Below are 24,111 nucleotides of genomic sequence, written 5' to 3' on the forward strand. Positions count from 1 at the left end.
AGCCCATATCCGTCGAGAACATGTCCTTGCTCGTCAAAATCTGCGGCCTGTCCACGCCCGAGACGCTCGAAACGGCGCTCGAGGCGGGTGCCGACATGGTGGGCTTTGTGTTCTTCCCGCCGTCGCCGCGGCATTTGTCGCTGGAAGCCGGCCGGGAGCTCGGCCGGCAGGTGAAGCGGCGCGCGCTCAAGGTCGCGCTCACCGTCGATGCCGACGATGCCACGCTCGACAACATCATGGACGCGCTGTCGCCGGACATTTTCCAGCTTCATGGCACGGAGAGCGTGGCCCGGCTGCGCGACATCAGGCAACGGGTCGGTCGTCCGGTGATGAAGGTCGTGCCGGTCGCAACGTCAGCGGATCTCGCCGTGCTGCCCGGTTACGCCGAGATAGCCGAACGCATCCTGTTCGATGCGCGCGCACCGAAGGACGCAACGCGGCCAGGCGGCCTCGGCGCACCATTCGATTGGCATCTGCTCGGAAACCTGGAGCTCGCGTTGCCGTATATGGTCTCGGGCGGCCTCAGCGCCGACAACGTCGCCGAAGCCGTTCGCGTCACCCGGGCCGGTGGCGTCGACGTCTCCTCCGGTGTCGAGAGCGCCCCGGGCGTGAAGGACCCCGAGATGATCAAGGCCTTCATTCGCGCCGCGCGCGCAAGCCAAGATGCAAGTCAAGAGTTGAGCGTCCGATGAATGTTGCAAAACCCAATTCCTATCGCAGCGGCCCCGACGAGCGCGGCCATTTCGGCATTTTCGGCGGACGCTTCGTTGCCGAAACCCTGATGCCGCTGATCCTCGATCTGGAGAAAGCCTACACCGAGGCCAAGGTCGACCCGGCCTTCCAGATCGAGATGAACGGCTATCTCAAGAATTATGTCGGCCGGCCCTCGCCGCTCTATTTCGCCGAGCGTCTGACCGAGCATCTGGGCGGCGCCAAGATCTACCTCAAGCGCGAAGAGCTCAACCACACCGGCTCGCACAAGGTGAACAACGTGCTCGGCCAGATCATGCTGGCGCGACGCATGGGCAAGAAGCGCATCATCGCCGAGACCGGCGCCGGCCAGCACGGTGTCGCCACCGCGACGCTGTGTGCGCGCTTCGGCCTGGAATGCATCGTCTATATGGGCGCCGTCGACGTCGAGCGGCAGCAGCCCAACGTCATCCGCATGGAGATGTTGGGCGCAACGGTCATTCCAGTGCAGTCGGGCACGCGCACGCTGAAGGATGCCATGAACGAGGCGCTGCGCGACTGGGTCACCAACGTGCACAACACCTTCTACTGCATCGGCACGGTCGCGGGTCCGCATCCCTATCCGACGCTGGTCCGCGACTTCCAGTCGATCATCGGCAACGAGACCAAGGTGCAGATGCAGGAGATCGAAGGCCGCCTGCCGGATTCGCTGGTCGCCTGTATCGGCGGCGGCTCCAACGCGATGGGCCTGTTTCATCCGTTCCTCGACGATTCCACCGTCGAGATCTTCGGCGTCGAAGCTGCGGGCCACGGGCTGACGCAACTGCATGCGGCGTCGATCGCGGGCGGTCGTCCCGGCGTGCTGCACGGCAACCGCACCTATCTCCTGATGGACGCCGACGGCCAGATCCAGGACGCGCATTCGATCTCCGCCGGGCTCGACTATCCCGGCATCGGCCCCGAGCACTCCTGGCTGCACGAGATCGGCCGCGTGAACTATCTCTCCGCGACCGACGACGAGGCCCTCGCAGCGTTCCAGTTGCTGTCAAAGCTGGAAGGCATCATCCCCGCGCTCGAGCCGGCACATGCCATCGCCAAAGTGATGGAGCTCGCGCCGAAGCGGACCAAAGATCACCTGATGGTCGTCAACCTCTCCGGCCGCGGCGACAAGGACGTCCCGCAGGTCGGCGACATCCTGAGGGGCAAGAGCAAGTGACCACGCGTATCGACACCCGTTTCGCCGAGCTGAAGAAAGCCGGCCGCTCGGCCTTCGTGACTTATGTGATGGCCGGCGATCCCGATCTCACGACGTCGCTCAATATCGTCAAGGCGTTGCCCAAGGCAGGCGCCGACGTGATCGAACTCGGTATTCCCTTCACCGATCCGATGGCGGATGGTCCCTCGATTCAGGCTGCCGGTCTGCGCGCGCTCAAGAACGGCATGACGTTGAAGAAGACGCTGGAACTGGTGCGTGATTTCCGCAAGGACGACAACGTCACGCCGCTGGTGCTGATGGGCTATTACAATCCGATCTACATCTACGGCGTCGACAAGTTTTTGGTTGATGCCAAGACGGCCGGGGTCGACGGCCTGATCATCGTCGATCTGCCACCCGAGGAAGACGAGGAGCTCTGCATTCCCGCGCTGAAGGCGGGCCTGAACTTCATTCGCCTGGCGACCCCGACCACCGACGACAAGCGCCTGCCCGCGGTGCTCGCGAACACGTCAGGCTTTGTCTACTATGTCTCTATCGCCGGCATCACCGGCGCAGCGGCGGCGGACGCCAATGCCGTTGGCGACGCGGTCGCGCGCATCAAGCGGCATACCAAGCTCCCGATATGCGTCGGTTTCGGCATCCGCACGCCGGAGGCGGCGCGCGCCATTGCCGAAAAGGCCAATGGCTCGGTAGTCGGCACCGCGCTGGTCGATGCGCTCAAGAACAGCCTCGATGCGGAAGGGCGCGCGACGGCCAAAACCGTCAACGCCGTCGCCGAGCTGACGGCGGCACTGGCCCAGGGCGTCAAGGGCGCGCAACAGGCGGCGGAATAGGCCTTAATTCCGCTGCCAAGTCCGACGAGCAAGGCGGACGATACGGCGGCTTGCCGGGCCGGGTCCCGGCCGCCATATATCCCTTCAGGTGGTCCCCAGGCGGGATCGCACATCGGAGCAAACCATGAACTGGCTTACCAATGTGGTCCGGCCGAAGATCCGCAACATGCTGCGGCGGGAGACGCCGGAGAATCTGTGGATCAAGTGCCCGGATTCCGGACAGCTCGTGTTCTACAAGGACGTCGAGGCCAACCAGTTCGTCATCCCCGGCTCGAACTATCATATGCGCATGAATGCGGTGGCGCGTCTGAAGTCGATTTTCGACAATGAGACCTGGTACGACGTCGCGCTGCCTGACGTCACGCCCGATCCGCTCAAGTTCCGTGACGAGAAGAAGTACGTCGATCGCATCAAGGATGCCCGCGCGCGGACCAATCTGAACGACGCGATCAAGGTCGGCTACGGCAAGCTCGAAGGTGCCGCCGTCGTCGTCGCGGTGCAGGATTTCGACTTCATGGGCGGCTCGCTCGGCATGGCCGCGGGCGAAGCCATCGTGCGCGGGCTCGAGCTCGCGGTCGAGAAGAAGTCACCCTTCATCGTGTTCGCCGCCAGTGGTGGCGCGCGCATGCAGGAAGGCATCTTGTCGCTGATGCAGATGCCGCGCACCACGGTCGCGGTGCAGATGCTGCGTGAAGCAAAACAGCCCTACATCGTCGTGCTGACCAACCCGACCACCGGCGGCGTCACTGCGTCCTATGCGATGCTCGGCGACGTGCAGATTGCCGAGCCCGGTGCGCTGATCGGTTTTGCCGGCGCGCGCGTGATCGAGCAGACCATCCGCGAAAAACTCCCCGAGGGGTTTCAGCGCGCCGAATACCTCAAGGAGCACGGCATGATCGACATGGTCGTGCATCGCCACGAATTGCGCCCGACCCTGGCGCGGCTCTGCCGACTGTTGACCAGGGCGCCGGCGCTTGAGACCGCGTCAAAGCCGGTGCAGCCGGTCGTCAGTCCGGCGCAGATTGTATCGGCTCCCGAAACGGCGCCGGCCGCGCCGCACGCGTGAACGCTTCCTCCGACCGCGCAAAGCCGCCGCTCGACGAATTGATCGGGCGGCTGTCGGCCCTGCACCAGAAACGCATCGATCTCGGGCTGGAGCGGATGCACCGCCTGTTCGAGCGGCTCGGTCATCCCGAGCGCAAGCTGCCGCCGGTGATCCACATCGCCGGTACCAACGGCAAGGGCTCGACGCTCGCTTATCTGCGCGCGACGCTGGAGGCAGCTAACCTGCGCGTCCACGCTTACACTTCACCCTATCTCGTTCGCATCAACGAATGCTTCCGGCTCGGCCGCGTCGGGGGCGGCGTGCTGGTCGGCGACGACGAGTTGCGCGCGGCACTGGAAGAGGTCGAGCGTGTCAATGCCGGCGAGCCGGCCACCGTGTTCGAGCTCAAGACGGCGGCTGCATTTCATCTGTTCGCGCGGAACCCGGCCGATGTGGTTCTGCTGGAGGTCGGCCTTGGCGGTCGGCTTGATTCAACCAATGTGGTTGACGCGCCGGCGGCCTGCGTGATCACGCCTGTCAGCATGGACCACATGGATTTCCTCGGTGACACCTTGACGTCGATCGCGGGCGAAAAGGCTGGGATCATCAAGCGTGGCGTGCCCGTGGTTTGCGCCGAGCAGCCGGCTGAGGCGATGGCCGTGATCGAGGCGCAGGCCAGGCGCATGCGCGCGCCGTTGTTTGCCGCGGGCGAGAGCTGGCATGTCAATGTCGAGAACGGGCGGCTGGTTTATTCCGATGAGCGCGGCTTGATGGATCTCACAGCGCCGCGCCTGTTCGGCCGGCACCAGTTCGACAATGCCGGTCTCGCCATCGCGACGTTGCGGGCCACCAACGCCTTCAAGATCAACCAGGCGGCGTTCGAGGCGGGGATCGTCGGTGCGGAATGGCCGGCGCGGATGCAGCGCATCGCTTCGGGCGAGCTGCTCGCTCTCGGCCCGCAGGGCTCGGAGATCTGGCTCGACGGCGGCCACAATGCGGAAGGCGGCCGCGTCGCGGCGGCCGCGCTCGGCGATCTCGAAGAGCGGGTGTCGCGGCCGCTGGTCGTGATCGTGGGCATGATGGCCAACAAGGACGCGAAAGGCTTTCTCGCCAATTTCGCCGGTCTGACCCGTCACATCATCGCAGTGCCGATTCCCGACACCGACAACGCGATGCCGGTCGACCGCCTTACGGATGCCGCCCGCAGCCTCGGCATGCGCGTCGAGCCCGCGCCCGGCGTGGAGGCCGCACTGCGCGCCTTGGCGAAGCTCGCCTACGAAGTGCCGCCGCGCATTCTGATCACCGGCTCGCTCTATCTCGCCGGCCACGTGCTCGCCATCAACGGCACGCCTCCTGTATAGTCTTCGCTCCATCCGAGCTACGGGAAGACCCATGCGTTTTGCCGCGATTGCCGACGTCCACGGAAATTACCTGGCGCTGGAAGCTGTGCTCGCCGACATCCGCGCGCAAGGCGTCTCCGAGATCGTCAATCTCGGCGACATGCTGAGCGGCCCGCTCGATGCGCGCCGGACCATCGAAATCCTGATGCAGCTCGATGCCGTGCACGTGCTCGGCAATCATGACCGCTATCTGCTCGACCGTCCGCCCGAGAAGATGGGCTCGTGGGATCGCCCGGCCCATGCCGCGCTCAATGCCGCGCAACTCGACTGGCTGCGCGCGCAGCCGATGACGCGCGTCTTTCGCGATCAGGTGTTCCTCTGCCACGCGACGCCCGACAATGACGAAGTCTATTGGCTCGATACCGTGCATCCCGACGGCGCGGTGGCGCTGTCGCCGCTCGATCGCATCGAGAAATTTGCGCAAGGCATCACGCAATCGCTGATCCTGTGCGCCCACACCCATCTCGCCCGTGCCGTGCGACTTCGCGACGGAAGGCTGATCGTCAATCCCGGCAGCGTGGGCGGCCCGGGCTTCCGTGACAAGCATCCGTTCCCGCATGTCGTCGAGGCCGGCACGCCGCACGCGCGCTATGCGATCCTTGAGCTAACCGATGGTGCCTGGCAGGTCACGTTCCGCCATGTGGTCTATGATCACGAGGCGATGGCCACGCTCGCTCGCCGCAACGGCCAGCCGGAGTTGGCGAACGCGCTGGCGACGGGATGGCTTGCCTAGCGGCTACGGCTACGGCTGTTTTAGCAGCTTCATCGGATCCACCGCCTTCTGCTTCAGCTGCTCGAAGCTGCATTGCCGCGGGGCCTTGTCGAGGCGCCAGCGCAGGATCGAGGTGCCGTGGCGAAAGCGGTCGCCGCTGAAATGGTCATAGCAGACCTCGATCACCAGCTTCGGCTTGAGCGGACACCACTTCGCCGAGCGCTCGGTGGACCAGCGGCTGGGGCCGCCCGGCGCGTTGCCGGTGAAGCCGGGCTCGCCGATCAATGCCTCAAGCCGATCGGTCAGGTCAGGCTTTTCCGCCGCTTTGATCGCCGAGGTGAAGCCGACATGGTGCAGGAGACCATCGTCATCGTAAAGCCCGAGCAGCAGCGAACCGACCACGCTCCGGCCGGCGATCTTGTTGGTCGCATAGCGGAAACCGCCGACCACGCAATCGGCGCTGCGGAATTTCTTGATCTTCTGCATGCCGTCGCGATTTCCCGCCTGGTAGGGCAGGTCGACGCGCTTGGCGATGACGCCGTCCGAGCCGCCGCCGGATTGCGCCAGCCACTTTTTCGCAAGGGCGTAGCTCGTCGTCGCCGGTGAGAGGCGGAAGATGCTGCTTTTCAGATTCGCCTTGGCAAACGCTTCCAGCGCCGGTCGCCGCTCCCTCAGCGGTTGCCCGGCAAGCTGCTTCTCCCTGGCCGTCGCAAGCAGATCGAAGGCGAGATAGAGCGCCGGCGTCTCCTCCGAGAGTTTCTTCACGCGGCTCGCCGCAGGGTGAATGCGTTGCAGCAGCGCGTCGAAGGAAAACCCCTTGCCGTGCGGCACGACGATCTCGCCGTCGAGGGTGAAGCGATCCGCCTTCAGCTTCAGCGCCGCGGCGACGATCTCGGGGAAATAACGCGCAAGGTCTTCACCGGATTTCGAGCGCAGATCAATGCTGCCGCCGTTGCGCGAGAGCAGGCAACGAAAGCCATCCCATTTCGGCTCGTATTGCCACTCCTTGCCGCGCGGGATCGCGTCGACCGAGCGCGCCTCCATCGCCACGAGGGGGTCCGACTTTCGCGCGCGTTTTGCGGGAGGAGGAGGCAACAGGCGGGACTCATCATACGCTGGACATGTCCCATCAACGCGAAACGGCCGACTTTCGCCGGCCGTTTCCAAAAATAATCTTGCGCGCGGCGGATCAGACCGCGGAAGTGATCCACTGCTGCAGCTTCGCCTTCGGCGCCGCGCCGACCTGGCGGGAGGCCATCTCGCCGCCCTTGAAGATCATCAGGGTCGGGATCGACATCACGCCATATTTCGACGCGGTCTTCGGGCTCTCGTCGACGTTGAGCTTCACGATCTTGACCTTGTCGCCCATCGCGCCGGCGATCTCGTCGAGCGCGGGTGCGATCATGCGGCAGGGGCCGCACCATTCGGCCCAGAAATCGACGACCACGGGGCCGTTTGCCTTGAGCACTTCGGCTTCGAAATCGGTGTCAGAAACCTTACCAACGGCCATGGGAGTACCTCGTACCTGAGAGAACGGCGCGACGGGAATCGCGCCAAGATCATGGCGTCAACCTATGAATGGCTCCTTGCCGGGTCAAGGACGCTCACACCGAGATGAAGAGATGCCAGCGCCGCGTCCAGCGCGGGAGCCGAAATCTCCATATATTCAAGGGCCTCGGTCCAAAGCAGGACGGCGCGGACAGGCTTTTGGGGATAAAGCCGCGATAGCACCGCCCGATAGAGCGCAAGCTGCCGGACATAGGCGGCGGGCGCCGCATCGGCGCTCCTGGGAGCCGCCTGATTGGTCTTGAAATCGACGATCAGGACCTCATCCGGCCGAACGACCAACCGGTCGATCTGCCCCGACACCAGCGCCCGGGCGTGGCCCGGCCGTTCCAGCCGGCCGACGATCGCGACCTCCGCCCGGCTGCCGGCCGCAAACACGGGCGCAAACCGTGGCTCGGCGATCAAGCCGAGCACCTTGTCGGCCAGCGCGGTCCGGTCGGCCTCCGCCCAATCCGCCGCGTTGCGCGCCATGAAGCCGAGCGCGGCCTCGCGTCGGCGCTCAGTGGCGATGTCGGGGAGCGATTGCAATAGCCGGTGCACCAGCGTGCCGCGTTGCAGCGCGAGCGCGCGGGACTGCACTGATTCGCCCGACTGCACGGCGCGGCCGTCCCCGGACGGCTGGCCGGAGGGGCGCACCGGATCGTCGTCGATGGTGTCGCGCGGTGCCGGCGTCCGCAGCCAGTCCGGGAGCGCGGTCGCCTGGTCCAACGAGGCCGCGGGCGTGCCCAGCGCCACGACATCCTCCGGTCGGGAGAAGCGCGTCGCCTTTCCCAGCGGCGTCTCGATCGTCTCTTTCGTCAGGCCCGAGCCGGCGAGCCCGGTGTCGACCAGATCGTACCAGCTCAGCTTGCGAACCGTCTTCATGTTGCCGGGCATGCAGCCGCCGACGATGAGCCGGTCGGCGGCGCGCGTCATCGCGACGTAGAGCAGGCGGCGATATTCGTCCTCGGTCTCCTCGAGCATCGCCTTGCGCGCCTCGACGACGGGTTTGGGATCATCCGCCTTGCGTCCGGCCCAGACCACCACCTCGCCGCCATTGCCGCGCGGGACATGGATCAGCCGCAGCCGCTGCGAATCCGCTGGCGACGATGTAGTGTCGACCATGAACACGACCGAGGCCTCCAGGCCCTTGGCGCCGTGCACGGTCATCACCCGCACCTCATCGCGGGAGATCTCCATGTCGCGCTTCACCTCGGTATCGGCCGAGCGCAGCCAGGCCATGAAACCCTGCAGCGAGGCGGGCGCCTTGCGCTCGTAGTTCAGCGCCAGCTCCAGGAACTCATCGAGCGCGTCATTGGCCTCATGACCGAGCCGGCGCAGCATGCGCGCGCGTCCGCCGTCTCCCCCGAGCAACCAGGCGTAAAAGGCGAACGGCGTCTCCTCGCGCGCCCGCGTTTCGCAGGCTTCGAGGCCTCGCAACGCCGCAGCGAATGTCTCGCTTGTCGTGGCATGCTCGCCAAGCGCGCGGCGCAGCGATCCCTTGCGGTCATGGGCCAGCTGGAACAGATCGTCGTCATCGAGCCCGAACAGCGGGCTCTTCAGCGCGACCGCGAGCGCGAGATCGTCCTGCGGCAGCAGCAGCGCATCGGCAAGGTTCATCAGGTCGATGATTCCGATGTGCTCGGTGAGCTTGAGCCGATCGGCGCCCGCGACCGGAACGTTGGCATGCTTCAGCGCCTGGATCACGGCATCGAACGCATTGCCGCGCCGGCGCACCAGGATCAGCATGTCGCCATAGCGCAAGGGACGCCGCTCGCCTTCGTGCCCGGTCAGCGTGCCGCTCTCGACCAGCCGCTTGATCTCGGTTTGGATCCGGCGCGCGAGCTTCACCTCGGGGCTGGTGGCGGCGACGCCGTCGAACGGCGCGCGCCAGCCCTCGATTTCCTGCCTGTCGTCGGCTTCCGCAAGGTCCCACAGCTCGATCACGCTGGGGCCGGCATCGCCGAGTGCATTGTGCAGGGGATGACCGGTCTCGAGCGAATGGATGCTCTTGTAGATCGCGGGCTCGCGGAAGACGTGGTCGACCGAATGCAGGATCGCGGCGCCGGAGCGGAACGAATAGGTGAAGGCGACCGGATCGAATTTCAGTCCGGCCGCCGTGAACTTGCGGTGCAGTTCGCGCCGGCGTGCATCGAATTCCCGGGGCTGGGCGCCCTGGAACGAGAAGATCGACTGCTTCTCGTCGCCGACAGCGAAGACGGTGCGGTTCAGGCCCTCGCGCGCACCTTCGCCGGCGGTGAACTCCGAGATGATGTGCGCGACGATGTCCCACTGCCGCGGACTTGTGTCCTGGGCTTCGTCGATCAGCACGTGATCGACGCCGCGGTCGAGCTTGTAATGCACCCAGCCCGAGGAAACGCGATCGAGCATCGCCAGCGTCTTGTCGATGAGGTCGTCATAGTCAAGCAGCCCGCGCTCCTGCTTCTCGCGGCGGTAGTTTGCGGCAGCCGCGGTCGCGATATGCAGCAGGGCCGCGGTGCGGTCGCGCATGGTCACCGCACGGCGCGTCTCGACCAATCCGGCGACGCGCTGCGCCTCGTTCTCGAACAGGCGGGCGACGGACGGGTTGTGATCGCAAAACTTCTTGGTCAGCACCGCCTTGCGCGGCAGCTTTTCGTCGGTGAGGAAAACGCTGAGATAGGCATCGACCTGCGCGGCGCCGGAAAAGACCTTTGCCTCGCGAAGCCGGCAGGCCTGGTCGTTGTCGGACTTGCTGCCGTCCTCCAGCGCAAAGGCGATCTCGTTCCAGCGCGATCGCGGCAGGAACGGACCGTCGACAATCTCCGTCTCGACGTCCTCGATGCGATCGTTCGCGTCCACCCCCAGCGCCGCTGCCATCTGCACGGCAGCCAGCTCCGCGCTGCCGGCTTCATCGGTCCAGGCCATGAAGTGATCGCGGCTCAGGCAAGCCTCGCGCACCACCTCCTTGAAGGTGACATCGGCGGCGCTCGCCATCGCGGTCAGCAGCGCGCGGCCGGTCACGCTGTCTGGGTCGCGCGCGGCCTCCAGCAGCACCTTCAGATTGGCGCGTTCCATCATGTCGGTCTGGTCGCGCTCGTCGATCACGGCGAAGCGCGCGGGGACATTGGCCTCGAACGGAAACTGCTGGAGCAAACGCGTGCACAGCGCGTGGATGGTCTGCACCTTGAGCCCGCCCGGCGTCTCCAGCGCACAGGCGAACAGCTTTCGTGCGTCGCGCCGCAATTTTGCAGTGGGATGCGGGATGCCGACCGCGCGGATCGCCGCATCGAGTGCCGTGTCGTCGAGCGTCACCCAATGCCCGAGCGTGGTGAACACGCGCTCGGCCATGTTGGCGGCAGCCGCCTTGGTGAAGGTAATGCAGAGGATCTTTTCCGGCGGCACGCCCGCGAGCAGCAGGCGGATCACGCGCTGCACCAGCACATGCGTCTTGCCCGAGCCGGCATTGGCCGACACGAAGGCCGACGCGGACGGGTCCGATGCGCGCGCTTGCCTGGCGCGCACCTCATCCGGGATGGGGCGCGGTGCCTTCACCATTCCTCGATCCCCAATCCACCGGCCGCGGACCATTCCTTGATCCGGGCGAGATCGTCATAGGCGCCGTAGCGATTGGTCCACATCGGCAGGTTCAACGAGGTATAGGGCTGGTTCTCGTCCTCGAAGGCGCGGATCAGCGCCTCGAGCTTGGCCCTGGCCTCGGCAGCCGCGGTGTCCGGCGGCTGCGGCTCGTCGCCCTGCTTGAACTTGAGTTCGAGAATGCGTTCTTCGCCCGGCGGATTGTTGCCGCTCAGGCGAACATAGACGAGCTGGCTCACGGACGCGCCGGCATCGATGTCGGGAAAACCACCCTCGCGCAGGATCGCGGCTTCCAGCGTGAGCTGCGGCGACAGGCCCATGCGGACCTGCTTGCCGGTCGGTGGCTGGCCGGTCTTGTAGTCGAGGATGGCGTAGCCGCCGCCCCGGCGCCGTTCGATGCGGTCGGCGCGCGCGGAGAGACGGAAGCTGCGCCCATGGTCGAGCGGGATCGAGATCTCGCCGCGAGTTTCCGCGGCGATCGCCTCGATCGCGTCGCGCCGCGCCGTCTCCCATTCGCCGAACCAGCGTGCGATGCGCTGGAAGCGCGGCCACCACAGCGCCCGCGCCTCGGGTCGCTCCATCAGCGGCTCAAAGTATTTTTCGCCGATCGCGCGCAGCACGCGCGCCGGATCGTCGGGCAGATCGGTGGCGTAGCGTTCCGTGAACTCTCCGAGCGCATCGTGGATCGCCGAGCCGCGGTCGGCGGCCGACAGCGGCATGTCGACGGGATCGAGCGCGTCGAGCCGCAAAATGTGTTTTGCGTAGATCGTATAGGGATCGCGCAGCCAGTCCTCGATCCCAGTCACAGACATCCTGAGCGGCCGGGTCGCGCGTGGCGGTCGCGGCTCGGGCTGCTTGATCGGCCTCACCTCGTCGGGCTGGTCCAGCGCGGCTGCGAACTGCACGTATTTCTCGCCCGCGCGAATCGCGGCCTTCCAGTGCGCATCGCCCGCGACCGCCTCCAACCGGTGCAGGAAGCGCGAGGCAACCGCCGGGGCACCGCCAGCCTTGGCGGAGTGGGTGAGGATGACCTCGTCGCCGCCCAGCAGTTGCGCAAAATCATGCGCGGAGAGGCCGATACGGCGTTCCGGCAGATCGAGGCCCAGCTGGTGCCGCATCGGCCGGCTCAGCCACGGATCGATGCGCGGCGCCGGTGGCCAGACCCCCTCGATCAGCCCGCCGACGATGATGCGGTCGGCCTGCATCAGGCGTGATTCCAGCGGTCCGTAGATCTGGAGCCGCGCGCCTGGCCTGTCCCGCCGCCGCACCGCGCGATCGCTGAACGCGGTCTGGAACACGTCTGCGTAGTCGGGCAGCGTGACCATCAGTCCGCTGGTCGTGCCGCCGCGCAGGAGATCGTCGAAGGCGCTCGCGAGCGCGAGGCCCTCGCGGTCCTCGAAGGCCACGGAAATGCCCTGCTCGTCGCGCGACAGCTCGATCATGATCTCGCGATGCCGATGCGCGAGTTCGGCGAAGTCATACGGTTTTGATGACGCAAGACTCTCGATCGGCGCCAAGGCTTGTCGTAAGGCATCGATCAGCGCCTGGATGCGATCGAGGTCTTCCGCCTTGAGACGTGCGCGCGGCTCGGCCTTATGCAGCGCGGAGACTTCGCTGCGCCACAGCTTGGCCAGCTCCTCGCGAAAGCGATTGAATTCGCGCAAGAGGCCGGCGGTGCCTGCAGGCGGGCGCGTGCCGCGCAACAAGGCGAGCTCCAGGCCTTCGATCGCAGCCTTCCATGCGCCAGGGGCCCGGCCGAGCCGGCATAGCGGATGCTTCAACATTGCGAGCAGCGTCGGCGGCTCCAGTCCCTTGGTCGCAGCCTCAGCTGTCAGTCGGGCAAAGACGCCGGCGGAGGTTTCCATCAGGACGTCGCCGCCGGAATCGTCGAATGCGAGATCCCACCGGGTCAGCGCGGCCATCACCCGCCGCGCCAGGGCGCGATCGGGCGTGACAAGTGCGGCGGATTTGTCGAGGTGCCGCGCCTCGCGCATCGCAATGGCGATGGCGAGCGCTTCCATTTCAGGGTTGGGAGCTTCGACAACCGCGAGGTTCTTCATACCGCCGGTGATCTTTAAGGCCACATCCGGCTGCTTCAACCGATCGTGCCAGATCTCGGTCTTGGCCGATGGCCGCATCGATTCGGAGGCGAGCAGATCGCGACCGCCTTCCGCCGGAGGCTTGAGGATATCGACGTCGCTGCGCTTGATGCCAAAGCGATCCAGCAGCGCGTGCATGGCATATTGCGGATGGTTCGAGACCGGATGCTCCGCGAACTTGCCGAGCGCATCGCGGACGCCGCCGATGCTGCGCCAGGCATCGTCATCGAGATCAGTGTCGAGGCCGGGCAGCACCACGGCGCCATGCGGCAGCGAAGCGACTGCGTGGAGAAATCTTGCCGTGGCCGGCATCGAGCCGGTCGAACCGGCCGCGATCACGGGGCCATGGCGATGCACGGTCAGCCGCCTGGCTTCGGCATTGATCAGGAGGTCGCGGCGGGCAGCGGGTTCGATGCGTTTGATTTCGGCGAGATGACCGGGCCAGGCGATGCGCGCGATGCGCAGGAATTCGAGCGAATGCTGCCAGTAGCGGTCGAGCATATCGGGCACGAGGCCATCGAGCGCGCTCCAGTCGACGCCGCGCGTGACCATGTCGTCGATCAGCCGCGCGAGATCGGACGCCAGTGCCAGCGTCGACGCGGGGCCGCCGACGACCAGCGGAGACAGCACCGGACCCTTGGCCCAGGCCGCGACGAGTTGCGCCAGTGTCAGCCGCCGTTCGAGCTCGCCGAGCCGCGGCGGAATGTCGAGCGGCGTTGCGCCGGAAAACTGTTCGCCCTCATCGGCGAAAGCGAGCTCATCCTCGTCGATGTCGCCGAGCGCGACGATCCGCGGCAGCACGACAGCCTCCGCCTTCATCTCGTCGAGGAAGATCTCGCGGACGACGCGCATGGCGCGCCGTGTCGGCAGGTACAGCGTGGCATCCGCCAGCCGTGCCGGCTCCTTGCGTGCCTCAAAGCCCTCGACCAGCCGGCCGTCGAGCAAGCCTGAGACGACGGTGCGCAGGAACGGAACTGAGATGGGAACGCTGAAAACGCGCATGAGCTGCCTGATTCGGGAATCAGGCGCCAATATAGGGAGGCGGAGTCAAATGGTCATGGGCGGAGGTGGGATAGTCCCCGCTGTTTGCCGGACCAGAACAGGTGCCGTAGGGGACAATGGCGCAGCCCTACGCCACGCTCTCCAGAAACGCCTCTTCCGCCGCGTGCACGGCATCAGGCGTGCCGACATGCATCCAGACGCCGTCGAGGCGAAGGCCGAACAGCCGCTCCTGCTCGTTGGCACGATCGAACATCTTGGTCAGCGAGAACTCGCCCGCGGGGGCATCGGCGAAGATCGACGGCGACAAAATCGCAGCGCCGGCATAGACGAACGGAACGACCTCTTTTTCCTTGCGCTTGCGCAGGGCACCGTCGGCCAGCATGCCGTAATCGCCGCGGCCGCTATAGCCGATGCTGGTCGCCGTCGGCGCCATCAGCAGCAAAATGTCCATCCGCGCGGGATCAAAGTTTTCGGCGAGCCGCGTCAGGTTGGAGCGTACGCCGTCGATCCACAGCGTGTCGGAATTGACGTGAAAGAACGGTGCGTCCCCGAGCAGCGGCAGTGCCTTGACCACGCCGCCGCCGGTGCCGAGCACCTGGTCGCGCTCGTCCGAGATGGTCACGCGCGGATGCTGGCGGGATGCGGTGTGATCGATGATCTGGTCCGGCAGGTAATGCACGTTGACCACCGCCTCGCTCACGCCGGCCCGACCGAGCTTGTCGAGCACATGGTCGAGCAGCGGCTGGCCGGCCACCGGAACCATCGGTTTCGGCATCTTGTCCGTCAACGGACGCATGCGCAGGCCGAACCCTGCGGCGAGCACCATGGCTTTGGTCGGTTTGACGGGCATCCTTCGCTTTCTCAGACCTACTGATCTCGCGTTCGCAGCAATCCTAACATGAGGTTCGACCGACCGCACCGCGTCTTAACCGCCTTAACCACCTGCCGTGACGCTTGTACGACAGGTGTTGCCGTTACGCCCCGATGGACGTTGACCGCGCCTTTTTCTTCTTGTCACCGAGCTTGAGAAAGTTGACGCCGATCTGGTCACCATTCACCCAGGCGAGCTCGCAGCGTCGGTACGCAAGTCCGGTGGACGACAGCAGCAGAAAAAACTCCTTCAGATGCAGGCCTTCGACTGAGCCGTCGATGGTCAATTTGGCGCCGCTGTCGGAGACGTCCTCCATGGTGCAATCGCGCCGCCAGGTGCCGTCGATACCCATCATCTGGGCCGCGATCCCGCGCTCGAAAACAACCCGGCTGTTGCCGCGCTGGTCCGTCTTCACCGCCATCTGCCCTGCTCCAGCCCCGTAATCATCCGGCTGCTCCGCCGCCAGGTTACCGGCGTCTTGGCTAACAGCCGGTAAATCGAGCCCTGAATCAGCCTTTTCAGCCCCTACTAGCCTTTTCCGCCTTGGGCCTCAGCCTTGGGCCGGGCCTTGGGCCTGCCTTTGGGGCGGCGGGACGTTGGCGAGATACCAGTCGCGCAGATGGGCGAGCGTGGGATGCGCCAGGGAGCGCTGGAGATAGGTCCAGATCCGCGGCTGGTGACGCAGATAATGCGGCTTGCCGTCGCGGCGGTTGAGGCGGGCAAAGGTGCCGAGCAGACGCGTGTTCCGCTGCGCCGACATGATGGCGTAGAGCTCGGCGAAGCCGGCCGCATCGAAGCTCGCCTCGCTGGCGCGGCGCGCCTTGATGTAGCGCGACAGCAGCGTCAGCTCGATCGCCTCGGGCACGTCGATGCGGGCGTCCTGGAGCAGCGACACCACGTCGTAGGATTGCGGCCCCAGCACGGTGTCCTGGAAATCGATCACGCCGACGCGTTCGATGCCGGTGCGATTGCTGAGCCAGATCAGATTCGGCGAGTGATAATCGCGGATGATCCAGGTCTTCGGCGCGGCCTGCGCCTTCTGCAGCAACTCGCGCCACATGGCGAAAAATTCGGCGCGCTTCGCGTCGTCCAGCGGCGCGTTGCGATCAGGCAGGTACCATTCCGGCATCAAGCCGATTTCGATCAGCAGCGCCTCGATATCGAAGACGGGAATGGCGTAGGTCTGCCGCCCGAGCGGCAGCGTTTGCGGCAGCGTCTTGCCGTGCAGCACGGCCAGCAGATCGGCCGCGGCTTCGTAGCGTTCGGCGATCGGGCGCGGCGGATCGCCCTCGATCACGCCTTCGGTGCCGAAGTCTTCGCTGATCAGGAACCCGTGGTCGAGGTCGGAATGATGGATCGCGGGCGCCGAGATTCCCTGCGCGCGCAGGCCCTCGTCGATGGCGACGAAGGGTTTGATGTTTTCGGCGAGATGCACCGCGGCGCTGTAGGATTTTCCGTTGTACATCGCAGCACCATCGGGGCGCTGCGGCGAATTCATGAGGATGACGATCTCGTCGTCGCGCTGCAGCCGCGCATAGGAGCGCGTCGAGGCGTCGCCCGCCATGCGTTTGCGCGTTGCCTCCATGTAGCCGGATGCATCGAGGAATTCGCGCAGCGCCTGCAGCCGCGCGACGATGGCGGCAGCCTTGCCATGGCCGGTGATGTCGGCGGCGCGTGCATTCGAGCCCAGCGCCGGCCGGTGCGTCAGCGCGATGTCGATGCGGTCTTGAGGCATCGCCGACGGCGCGCGCTCCGGCCATTCGATCAGGACGAGGGTTGCTTCCGGCAGCGGCGACAGCCCGATCTCTTCGAGCTCGCTCTCGTCCTCGACGCGGTAGAGGTCGGCATGCATCACCGGGAACGGTGGCAGCTCGTAGCCCTGCACCAGCGTGAAGGTCGGGCTCGGCACTTCCAGTGCATCGTCGCCGGCGAGGTAGCGGATCATGGCCCGCGCCGCCGCGGTCTTGCCGGCCCCGAGATCGCCGGTGAGCGTGATGACATCGCCGGGGCCGACCAGCAGCGCGAGGTCGGCCACTAGTTGCGCAGTGGCTGTCTCGTTGCGGAGCGCGACGGCGAATGTGGTTGGCGCAGTCATTCGGCGGCGTCGCGATGCGCCGCCTGGTCGGTCGGGAAGTCACAGATCACGACCGTGCCCCTGCCCACGATCGAATCCACCCGGATATTGCCGCCATGCAACTCGACGAAGGAGCGCACCAGCGACAGGCCGAGCCCGGCGCCGCGATGACGCGAGCCTTGCGAGCGGCTCTCGAACCAGTTGAACACCTTGTCCTTCATGTCGGCAGGTATTCCAGGCCCGGAATCTGTCACAGTGAAGACCACACTGCGTTCGGTGCGGCGGGCGCTGATGCCGACGGTGGAATCCGGTGGAGAAAACCCGACGGCGTTGGCGAGGAGATTATAGAGCACCTGCACCACGCGCTTCTCGTCGCCGGTGAAGCTGCCGACATCGGGCGCGATCTCGACCTTGAGGCGGATGCGGTCGGTGGCGAGCCGGTCCTGAAGACCCTCGGCGGCGAGCTCGATGGTCTTGCTGACGTCGACCGGGCCGAGTTCCAGCTTCATGGCACCGGCGTCGATGGTGGCGAGATCCAGGATGTTGTTGGTCAGCGCCAGCAGCGCATTGGTCGATTTGGTGACGTAGTCGAGATATTCGGCCTGTTTCGGGGTCAGCGGCCCGGTCGAGGGATCGCTGAGGAAATGCGCAAAGCCGATGATGGTGGTGAGCGGCGAGCGCAGCTCGTAGGAGACGTGGTGGACGAAATCCACCTTCATCTGGTCGGCCGCCTCCAGCGCCTCGTTGCGCTCGCGCAGAGCGCGCTCGACGTTCTCGGTGTCGGTGATGTCCTGGAACGTCAGCATCGTGGCGCCGTCGTGCAGCGGCCGGATCATGCCGTCGAGCACGCTGCCGTCCTTGCGCTCAAGCTTCAGCGGAATGTCGGCGCGGCTCTCGATCGAGGTGACGGCCTCGCGGATCTGCCGCCAAACGATCGCGTCGTCGAACAGCTGATGGCACCAGCCCTCGACCGTCTGGATGTGCGGCTCGTCGCGCATGGCGTCAGCGGACAGCTTCCACATCCGGACGAACGCCGGGTTGAACAGCTGCGCCCTGCCATTGCTGCCGAACACCGCAACGCCCTCGGCGAGGCTATCCAGCGTCTCACGCTGGACCCGGATCATGCCGTCGAAGCGGCGGGCGAGCTCCAGGCTCTCGGTGACGTCGTCGAACAGATAGGTGACGCCGCCCTCGGGATTCGGCGTGGTGACGACGGAGAGCGCGCGCCCATCGGGCAGATACCAGGTGTCCTTGGCGGCCTCGACCGCCCGATAAGCCTCGTGCAGCTTGGCCTTCCAGGCGCGGAAGTCCGGCTGCTCCGGCAATTTGCGCGCGGCGCGAAGCTTGTCGAGCACGCTGGAATCATCGGGGTTGGCGTCGAGAAAGGTGCGGTCGAGGTCCCACAGCTGGCGGTAGGAATCATTGTAGAAGGCAAGCCGGCGCTGGCCATCGAACACGGCAACGCCCGAGGAGAGCTGGTCCAGCGTACGGCGATGCGCCTCCGCCATCCGCACCAGCGCCGAGCTCAAGGCATCCGCCTCGCTGGCATCGATGGCAACGCCGACATTGCCGCCACCGACATTGACGGCGCGCACATCATAGATGCGCCGCTCGCCGCCGATCACGATCGGCAGCCGCGAGGTGAAATTGGCCGCTTCCTTCAGTCCCCGCTCCATCGCGGTGCGGTCGGCGCTGTCGAGCAGCTCGAGCTTGCGCTCCTGGGCGTCGGTGATGCTCGCCGCCTCGGTCGCACGGACATAGGCGGGATTGGCATAAGCCAGCGCGCCGTTCTCGCCCTTGGCCCAGATCGGCCAGGGGGCGGCGGTCGCGAAGCCGCGCAACATCTCCGTCTCGTCGGAAAGTGCCTTGTAACGCAGATTGGTCTCGGCCAGATCGCGGCGGAGCCCCGAGAGTTCGCGAATCCTGACGATGGCTTGGCCACCGATGGCGCGGCCGATGGCCTCCAGCGTGTGGCCATGCGCGGTGGTGAGCGTCAGCTGGAACCCGTCGCCGCGGTCGCGCAGCGCATCGACGGCGTGATCCATCTGCAGCGCCGGTTCCGGCGGCAACCAGGTTCCAAACGCGAGCACGCGCTGCGGAGAGGAGTCGCGCGGCAGCACCATGGAGATGTCACCGGAGATCTGCGCGCGATTGTCGCCGGCCGGCCAAGAGATCAGGATCTGCGGCTCGGCGAACAGCAATGCGCCGAAGCGGTCGGCCTGGAGCTGGAGTTCCCCGATCCGGGCGCGCAGCCGCGCCTCGTTCTTCGCCGTGCGCACGCGCGTGCGCATCAGGAGGATCGCGGCGACCACCGAGAAGCCGAGCAAGGCCAGCGCGGTGGCCAGCACCGCGAGCTCCTGCCGGTTGAAATCCAGCAACGTTGAGAGTGTGTCGACGAGGTCGGCGGCCTCAGCCGGCGCAGCCGGCAGCAGCGCCGCGAGAGCGCTTCCCAACAAGCCGTTGCGCACCAGCGATGTGCACGACAGCAGCGTCCGACGCATCGACACGATCACGCCTGACATAGTTGCCCCAAGATCGCACGAATTTGCGCGCGGCGACCCCCGTCGCGCGCGAATCAAACGACAATACCCTCACCGTGACTCCACCGGTAAGAGTCCAGATCGTGAACGCAACGGCGGTCCCAAAAAAATGCCGAAGGCGGTGTTCCAATTCGCGTAATTCCTCGGGTGATTCGGTGTGTTAGCGGCCGGTCGAGCCGAATCCGCTGGTCCCGCGATCGGTCGCGGACAATGTCGACACGGGAACCAGCGCGGCCTGCACCATTGGCGCAATCACCATCTGCGCGATGCGCTCGCCGCGCTTGACCACGAAGGCGGTCTGGCCGTGGTTGATCAGGATCACCTTGATCTCGCCGCGATAGTCCGCGTCGATCGTGCCCGGTGAGTTCAGCACGGTGACGCCGTGCTTGGCCGCAAGCCCGGAGCGCGGCCGCACCTGCGCCTCGTAGCCGGGCGGCAACGCGATCGCGAGTCCCGTCGGCACCAGCGCGTATTGGCCGGACGCGAGCGTCAGCGGCTCGTTCTCGGGCACCGCCGCCATCAGGTCGAGACCGGCGGCATCATTGGTCTGATAGGCCGGCAGCGGCAGCCCCTCCGCATGGGGCAGGCGTTGCAGTTCGACGGTGACTTTGGTGCTCAAGATGCGGGCTCCCGGGATTTGCCGGTCACGCTCTTTGCGATATGCGCGACCAATCGAATGGCGACCTGTTCCTTGGTCATCGCCGGCCAGGAATCAACTGCAATGTCGCCATCCTTCTCATCGTTCTTCTCACCGCTCTTGCTGATGAGGTGCACGGTGTTGCGGTCTCCGCCCATCACCCCGGTTGCGGGGGAGACGTCGTTGGCGACAATCCAGTCGCAGCCCTTGCGGGCAAGCTTCGACTTGGCGTTGTCGATGAGGTGCTCGGTCTCGGCGGCAAAGCCGATCACCAGTGGCGGCCGCTGGTCGGTCAGCTTGGAGATCGTCGCGAGGATGTCGGGGTTTTCGACCAGCTGGAGCGGCGGCATGCCGGCCGAAGTCTTCTTCAGCTTCTGCTCGCCTTCATTGGCGACCCGCCAGTCGGCGACGGCGGCGGCGAAGATCGCGATGTCAGCGGGGAGCGCGGCCTGCACCTGCTCCAGCATCTGCCGTGCCGATTCCACATGCTTGACTGTCACGCCCTGGGGATCGCTGAGATCGACCGGGCCGCTGACCAGGATTACCTCGGCGCCCGCGGCCTGTGCCGCGGCGGCGATCGCAAAGCCCTGCTTACCGGAGGATCGGTTGGCGATGTAGCGCACCGGATCGATCGGCTCGTGGGTCGGACCAGCCGTGATCAGCACGCGCTTGCCGGCGAGGGGGCGCGGCAACGGCGGCCGCAGCAGTCGCTCGGTGGCAGCCGCAATTTCGATCGCCTCGGACATGCGACCGATGCCGGCTTCACCGGCTTCCGCCATCTCGCCGGAATTCGGCCCGATCAGCATCACGCCGTCGCGTTGAAGTTGCGCGACGTTGCGCCGCGTCGCCGCGTTGTTCCACATCAGCGGGTTCATCGCCGGCGCGAGCAGGACCTTGCGGTTGGTCGCAAGCAGGATGGCGCTGGCGAGATCGTCGGCATGGCCGTTGGCCATCTTGGCCATCAAATCCGCGGTCGCAGGCGCCACCACGATCAGGTCGCACTCGCGCGCCAGCCGGATATGACCGGCGTCGAACTCGCTCTCGGGATCGAACAGGTCGGTGTGGACGCGCTCATGCGAGAGCGCGCTCACGGCCAATGCCGTGACGAATTGTTGCGCCGCCTTGGTCAGCACGCAGCGGACCTCGATCCGCCGCTCCTTGAGCCTGCGGATCAGGTCGAGCGATTTGTAGGCCGCGATCCCGCCGCCGATGATCAGGGTGACGTTGGCCTCGGGGAGGGCGCCGCTGCGCTGGGGCGTGGGGGTGGCGGAAGCCGCGGGCGGCGCCGTGAACGGCGTCAGGGGCTCCTCGCGGCCCTCGATCAGCTCGCCGAGGATGACCCGGACCTCTTCCTCGACCGACCTGCGGTTCCTGGCCGAGCGCAGCCTAAGGTAAGTTTTGATGCCTTCATCGAGCTTGCGAATGGTCAGGCTCGCCATGACACCCCTCCAGCACAAATGATGGCGATGCTATCATTCGCATGATTGCACTGCAATCAAAGATTCCGGACGGCGATCAGGATGCCGATGAAGGTCGCGGCGATGATCCAGAGCGCCACGGTGCGCCAACGGTTCTTGCGGCCTTCGCTGCGGCCCATCGCCGCGATGCTCTCCGGCGACAGCCGGATGCCCTCCCGGGTCATGGTCTCCAGCTGTTCGAGCACCGTAACCGAGCGCGCGGCGATATCAGGCAGGCGCATCAGGATGCGCGCGAGATCGCCGGTGCCGGAGATCGCGCCCTGGACCCGGCCGATCGGACCGAGATTGCGCTCGATCCATTCCCGCACCACGGGGTCGGCGACCTTCCAGATGTCGAGCTTGGGATCGAAGCCGCGTGCCACGCCCTCGACCACCACCATTGTTTTCTGGAGCAGGATCAGCTCGGGCCGCGTGGTCATGTCGAACAGGCCGGTGACCTCGAGCAGCAGCGTCAGCAGCCGCGCCATCGAGATCTCTTCCGCCGTGCGGTTATGAATGGGCTCGCCGATGGCGCGGATCGCTTGCGCGAAGTTCTCGACCGAGTGATGCGCCGGGACGTAGCCTGCCTCGAAATGCACTTCCGCGACACGACGATAGTCGCGGGTGATGAAGCCGAGCAGGATTTCGGCAAGGAAGCGCCGCTCCTTCATGCCGAGCCGGCCCATGATGCCGAAATCAACCGCGACGAGGCGACCGGCGTCATCCAGGAACAGATTGCCCGGATGCATGTCGGCGTGGAAGAAGCCGTCGCGCAGCGCGTGGCGCAGGAAACTCTGAATCACCTTGCGGCCGAGATCGGGCAGGTCGACCTGCGACTCGGCCAGGCGCTTGTGATCGTTCAGCGCGATGCCGTCGATCCACTCCATCGTCAGCACGTTGTGCGTGGTGCGGTCCCAGTCCACGGTCGGTACGCGGAAATCAGGATCGTCGCGCGTGTTCTCCGCCATCTCCGACAGCGCCGCGGCCTCGAGGCGCAGGTCCATCTCCATCGCGACCGAGCGCGACATGGTGTTGATGACCTCGATGAGACGCAGGCGCCGCGCCTCGGACGAATAGGACTCGGCCTTGTATGCGACGAAGAAGAAGTCGGAGAGGTCGCGGCGGAAGCGTGCGGCCACGTTGGGGCGCAGCACTTTCACGGCGACCGCCTTGCGGATGCCATCGCGCAAGACTTCGCCGCGATGCACCTGTGCGATCGAGGCCGCTGCGACCGGCGCACTGAGGCTCGCGAATACGTCCGTCAGCGGACGCTCCAGCGACGTCGCGATCACGGCTTCCGCTTCGACTTGCGAAAACGGCGGCAGGCGATCCTGCAGGCTTTCCAGATCGCGCGCCATGGCAACGCCGACCACATCGGGGCGCGTCGCCAGAAATTGCCCGAGCTTGAGATAGGCCGGGCCCATCCGGGTCAGCGCGCGCGACAGCCGAGGCCCGTCCTTAGGGCCGCCCCGTTCGACGATGCGCGCAAGCTTCAGCGCGAGCTGTCCGGGCGGCGGCACCAGGCTGGGATCGACGGCGCCGAACACGCCCTCGCGCGCGAATACGAACGCGGCGCGCATCAGGCGCGCACTATGGGTTATGGCAGAGATCACAAACGCCAGCCCGAATGCAGTGCGACGATGCCGCCGGACAATATCTGCCAGTTCACGCGGGCGAAGCCGGCATTACGGATCATATCGGCGAAGGCGTTGGGTCTTGGGAACTTGCGGATCGACTCGACCAAATATTGGTAGGACTCGGCGTCACCCGTGATCATGCGGCCGAGCGGCGGGATGACCTTGAACGAGAACAGGTCATAAAGACGATCGAGTCCGGGCATCTCGACGGTGGAGAATTCCAGACAGAGGAAGCGGCTGCCTGGCTTGAGCACGCGATAGGCCTCGGCCAGCGCGAGATCGATCCGAGGCACGTTGCGAATGCCGAAAGCGATCGTATATGCGTCGAAGCTGCGGTCGGCGAAGGAGAGCGCTTCCGCATTGCCCTCGACGAAATCGACCTGGGTCTTGAGATGCCGCTTTGCGGCGCGCTCGCGGCCTACCTCCAGCATCCCGGAATTGATGTCGCAGACGGTGGCATGGAAGCCGGGGCCTGCGGCCTTGGCGGCGCGGAACGAGATGTCGCCGGTGCCGCCGGCAACGTCGAGCAGCGCGAACCGCCGGTCGCCTCGCGGCGGGTCGAGCGCGGTGATCATGATGTCCTTCCAGACCCGATGCAGGCCACCGGACATCAAATCGTTCATCAAATCATAGCGCGACGCCACGCTGTGAAACACATCGTTCACCAGCGTCTGCTTGTCGCCCAGGGGGACGTCCCTGAAGCCAAAATGCGTGGTTTCGCCCGGCCGATCCATTACTCTACTCCACGAGGCGGACCATAGCGCGCCCGCCGCAATG

The 24,111-nt window shown here is 65.9% G+C and carries 18 protein-coding genes; 6 read left to right on the top strand and 12 right to left on the bottom strand.

The annotated features are described in order from the left end of the window. Nucleotides 1-20 precede the first annotated feature (20 nt). From IVB13_RS11430 to IVB13_RS11455, 6 genes are all read left to right on the top strand, one after another. Entirely contained in the window at nucleotides 21-692 is a 672-nt protein-coding gene (locus IVB13_RS11430) for a phosphoribosylanthranilate isomerase (protein WP_018455762.1), read from the top strand. Then, nucleotides 689-1,906, top strand: a complete 1,218-nt coding sequence (trpB, locus tag IVB13_RS11435; RefSeq protein ID WP_018455763.1) for a tryptophan synthase subunit beta — start codon at nucleotides 689-691, stop codon at nucleotides 1,904-1,906. The genes IVB13_RS11430 and trpB overlap by 4 nt, the downstream gene beginning before the upstream one ends. Beyond that, nucleotides 1,903-2,739 (top strand): tryptophan synthase subunit alpha, encoded by an 837-nt coding sequence (trpA, locus tag IVB13_RS11440; protein ID WP_018455764.1) that lies wholly within the window; start codon nucleotides 1,903-1,905, stop codon nucleotides 2,737-2,739. The genes trpB and trpA overlap by 4 nt, the downstream gene beginning before the upstream one ends. Before the next feature lie 124 nt (nucleotides 2,740-2,863). Further along, the gene (gene accD, locus IVB13_RS11445; RefSeq protein ID WP_018455765.1) at nucleotides 2,864-3,805 is read left to right on the top strand and encodes an acetyl-CoA carboxylase, carboxyltransferase subunit beta; all 942 of its coding nucleotides are present in this window, start codon (nucleotides 2,864-2,866) and stop codon (nucleotides 3,803-3,805) included. Continuing rightward, a complete protein-coding gene (locus tag IVB13_RS11450; protein ID WP_204513029.1) occupies nucleotides 3,802-5,145 on the top strand; it encodes a folylpolyglutamate synthase/dihydrofolate synthase family protein in 1,344 nt (447 codons plus the stop codon). The genes accD and IVB13_RS11450 overlap by 4 nt, the downstream gene beginning before the upstream one ends. Before the next feature lie 31 nt (nucleotides 5,146-5,176). Then, a complete protein-coding gene (locus IVB13_RS11455; protein WP_083926409.1) occupies nucleotides 5,177-5,917 on the top strand; it encodes a metallophosphoesterase family protein in 741 nt (246 codons plus the stop codon). 9 nt (nucleotides 5,918-5,926) lie between these two features. Here the strand turns inward: IVB13_RS11455 and IVB13_RS11460 are convergent, their stop codons facing one another. The 12 genes from IVB13_RS11460 to ubiE form a co-directional block, all read right to left on the bottom strand. Continuing rightward, the gene (locus IVB13_RS11460; RefSeq protein ID WP_018455767.1) at nucleotides 5,927-6,940 is read right to left on the bottom strand and encodes an ATP-dependent DNA ligase; all 1,014 of its coding nucleotides are present in this window, start codon (nucleotides 6,938-6,940) and stop codon (nucleotides 5,927-5,929) included. Between the two features lie 145 nt (nucleotides 6,941-7,085). After that, on the bottom strand, nucleotides 7,086-7,406 hold the full coding sequence (gene trxA / locus IVB13_RS11465) for a thioredoxin (protein ID WP_007598398.1): 321 nt from the start codon (nucleotides 7,404-7,406) through the stop codon (nucleotides 7,086-7,088). A gap of 62 nt (nucleotides 7,407-7,468) precedes the next feature. Beyond that, the gene (addA, locus tag IVB13_RS11470) at nucleotides 7,469-10,978 is read right to left on the bottom strand and encodes a double-strand break repair helicase AddA (protein ID WP_018455768.1); all 3,510 of its coding nucleotides are present in this window, start codon (nucleotides 10,976-10,978) and stop codon (nucleotides 7,469-7,471) included. Continuing rightward, nucleotides 10,972-14,118: a double-strand break repair protein AddB gene (gene addB, locus IVB13_RS11475; RefSeq protein ID WP_247295872.1), complete on the bottom strand. Its 3,147-nt coding sequence runs from the start codon at nucleotides 14,116-14,118 to the stop codon at nucleotides 10,972-10,974. The genes addA and addB overlap by 7 nt, the downstream gene beginning before the upstream one ends. Nucleotides 14,119-14,245: 127 nt before the next feature. Next, nucleotides 14,246-14,968, bottom strand: a complete 723-nt coding sequence (locus IVB13_RS11480) for a nucleotidyltransferase family protein (protein ID WP_018455770.1) — start codon at nucleotides 14,966-14,968, stop codon at nucleotides 14,246-14,248. A 124-nt stretch (nucleotides 14,969-15,092) separates the two neighbouring features. Continuing rightward, nucleotides 15,093-15,410, bottom strand: a complete 318-nt coding sequence (locus tag IVB13_RS11485; protein ID WP_018455771.1) for a PilZ domain-containing protein — start codon at nucleotides 15,408-15,410, stop codon at nucleotides 15,093-15,095. A gap of 129 nt (nucleotides 15,411-15,539) precedes the next feature. After that, nucleotides 15,540-17,084: a bifunctional tRNA (adenosine(37)-N6)-threonylcarbamoyltransferase complex ATPase subunit type 1 TsaE/phosphotransferase gene (locus IVB13_RS11490; RefSeq protein WP_018455772.1), complete on the bottom strand. Its 1,545-nt coding sequence runs from the start codon at nucleotides 17,082-17,084 to the stop codon at nucleotides 15,540-15,542. Next, entirely contained in the window at nucleotides 17,081-19,585 is a 2,505-nt protein-coding gene (locus tag IVB13_RS11495) for a PAS domain-containing sensor histidine kinase (protein ID WP_018455773.1), read from the bottom strand. Before IVB13_RS11495 ends, IVB13_RS11490 begins: the two co-directional genes overlap by 4 nt. A gap of 178 nt (nucleotides 19,586-19,763) precedes the next feature. Further along, on the bottom strand, nucleotides 19,764-20,222 hold the full coding sequence (gene dut / locus IVB13_RS11500) for a dUTP diphosphatase (RefSeq protein ID WP_018455774.1): 459 nt from the start codon (nucleotides 20,220-20,222) through the stop codon (nucleotides 19,764-19,766). Further along, complete coding sequence (gene coaBC, locus IVB13_RS11505; RefSeq protein ID WP_018455775.1) at nucleotides 20,219-21,679, bottom strand: bifunctional phosphopantothenoylcysteine decarboxylase/phosphopantothenate--cysteine ligase CoaBC; 1,461 nt, start codon at nucleotides 21,677-21,679, stop codon at nucleotides 20,219-20,221. Before coaBC ends, dut begins: the two co-directional genes overlap by 4 nt. Before the next feature lie 56 nt (nucleotides 21,680-21,735). Then, entirely contained in the window at nucleotides 21,736-23,310 is a 1,575-nt protein-coding gene (gene ubiB / locus IVB13_RS11510; protein WP_026233022.1) for a 2-polyprenylphenol 6-hydroxylase, read from the bottom strand. After that, on the bottom strand, nucleotides 23,307-24,068 hold the full coding sequence (ubiE, locus tag IVB13_RS11515) for a bifunctional demethylmenaquinone methyltransferase/2-methoxy-6-polyprenyl-1,4-benzoquinol methylase UbiE (protein WP_247295877.1): 762 nt from the start codon (nucleotides 24,066-24,068) through the stop codon (nucleotides 23,307-23,309). Before ubiE ends, ubiB begins: the two co-directional genes overlap by 4 nt. Nucleotides 24,069-24,111 lie beyond the last annotated feature (43 nt).

Source organism: Bradyrhizobium sp. 17, assembly GCF_023073515.1.
GTDB classification, from domain to species: domain Bacteria; phylum Pseudomonadota; class Alphaproteobacteria; order Rhizobiales; family Xanthobacteraceae; genus Bradyrhizobium; species Bradyrhizobium canariense_D.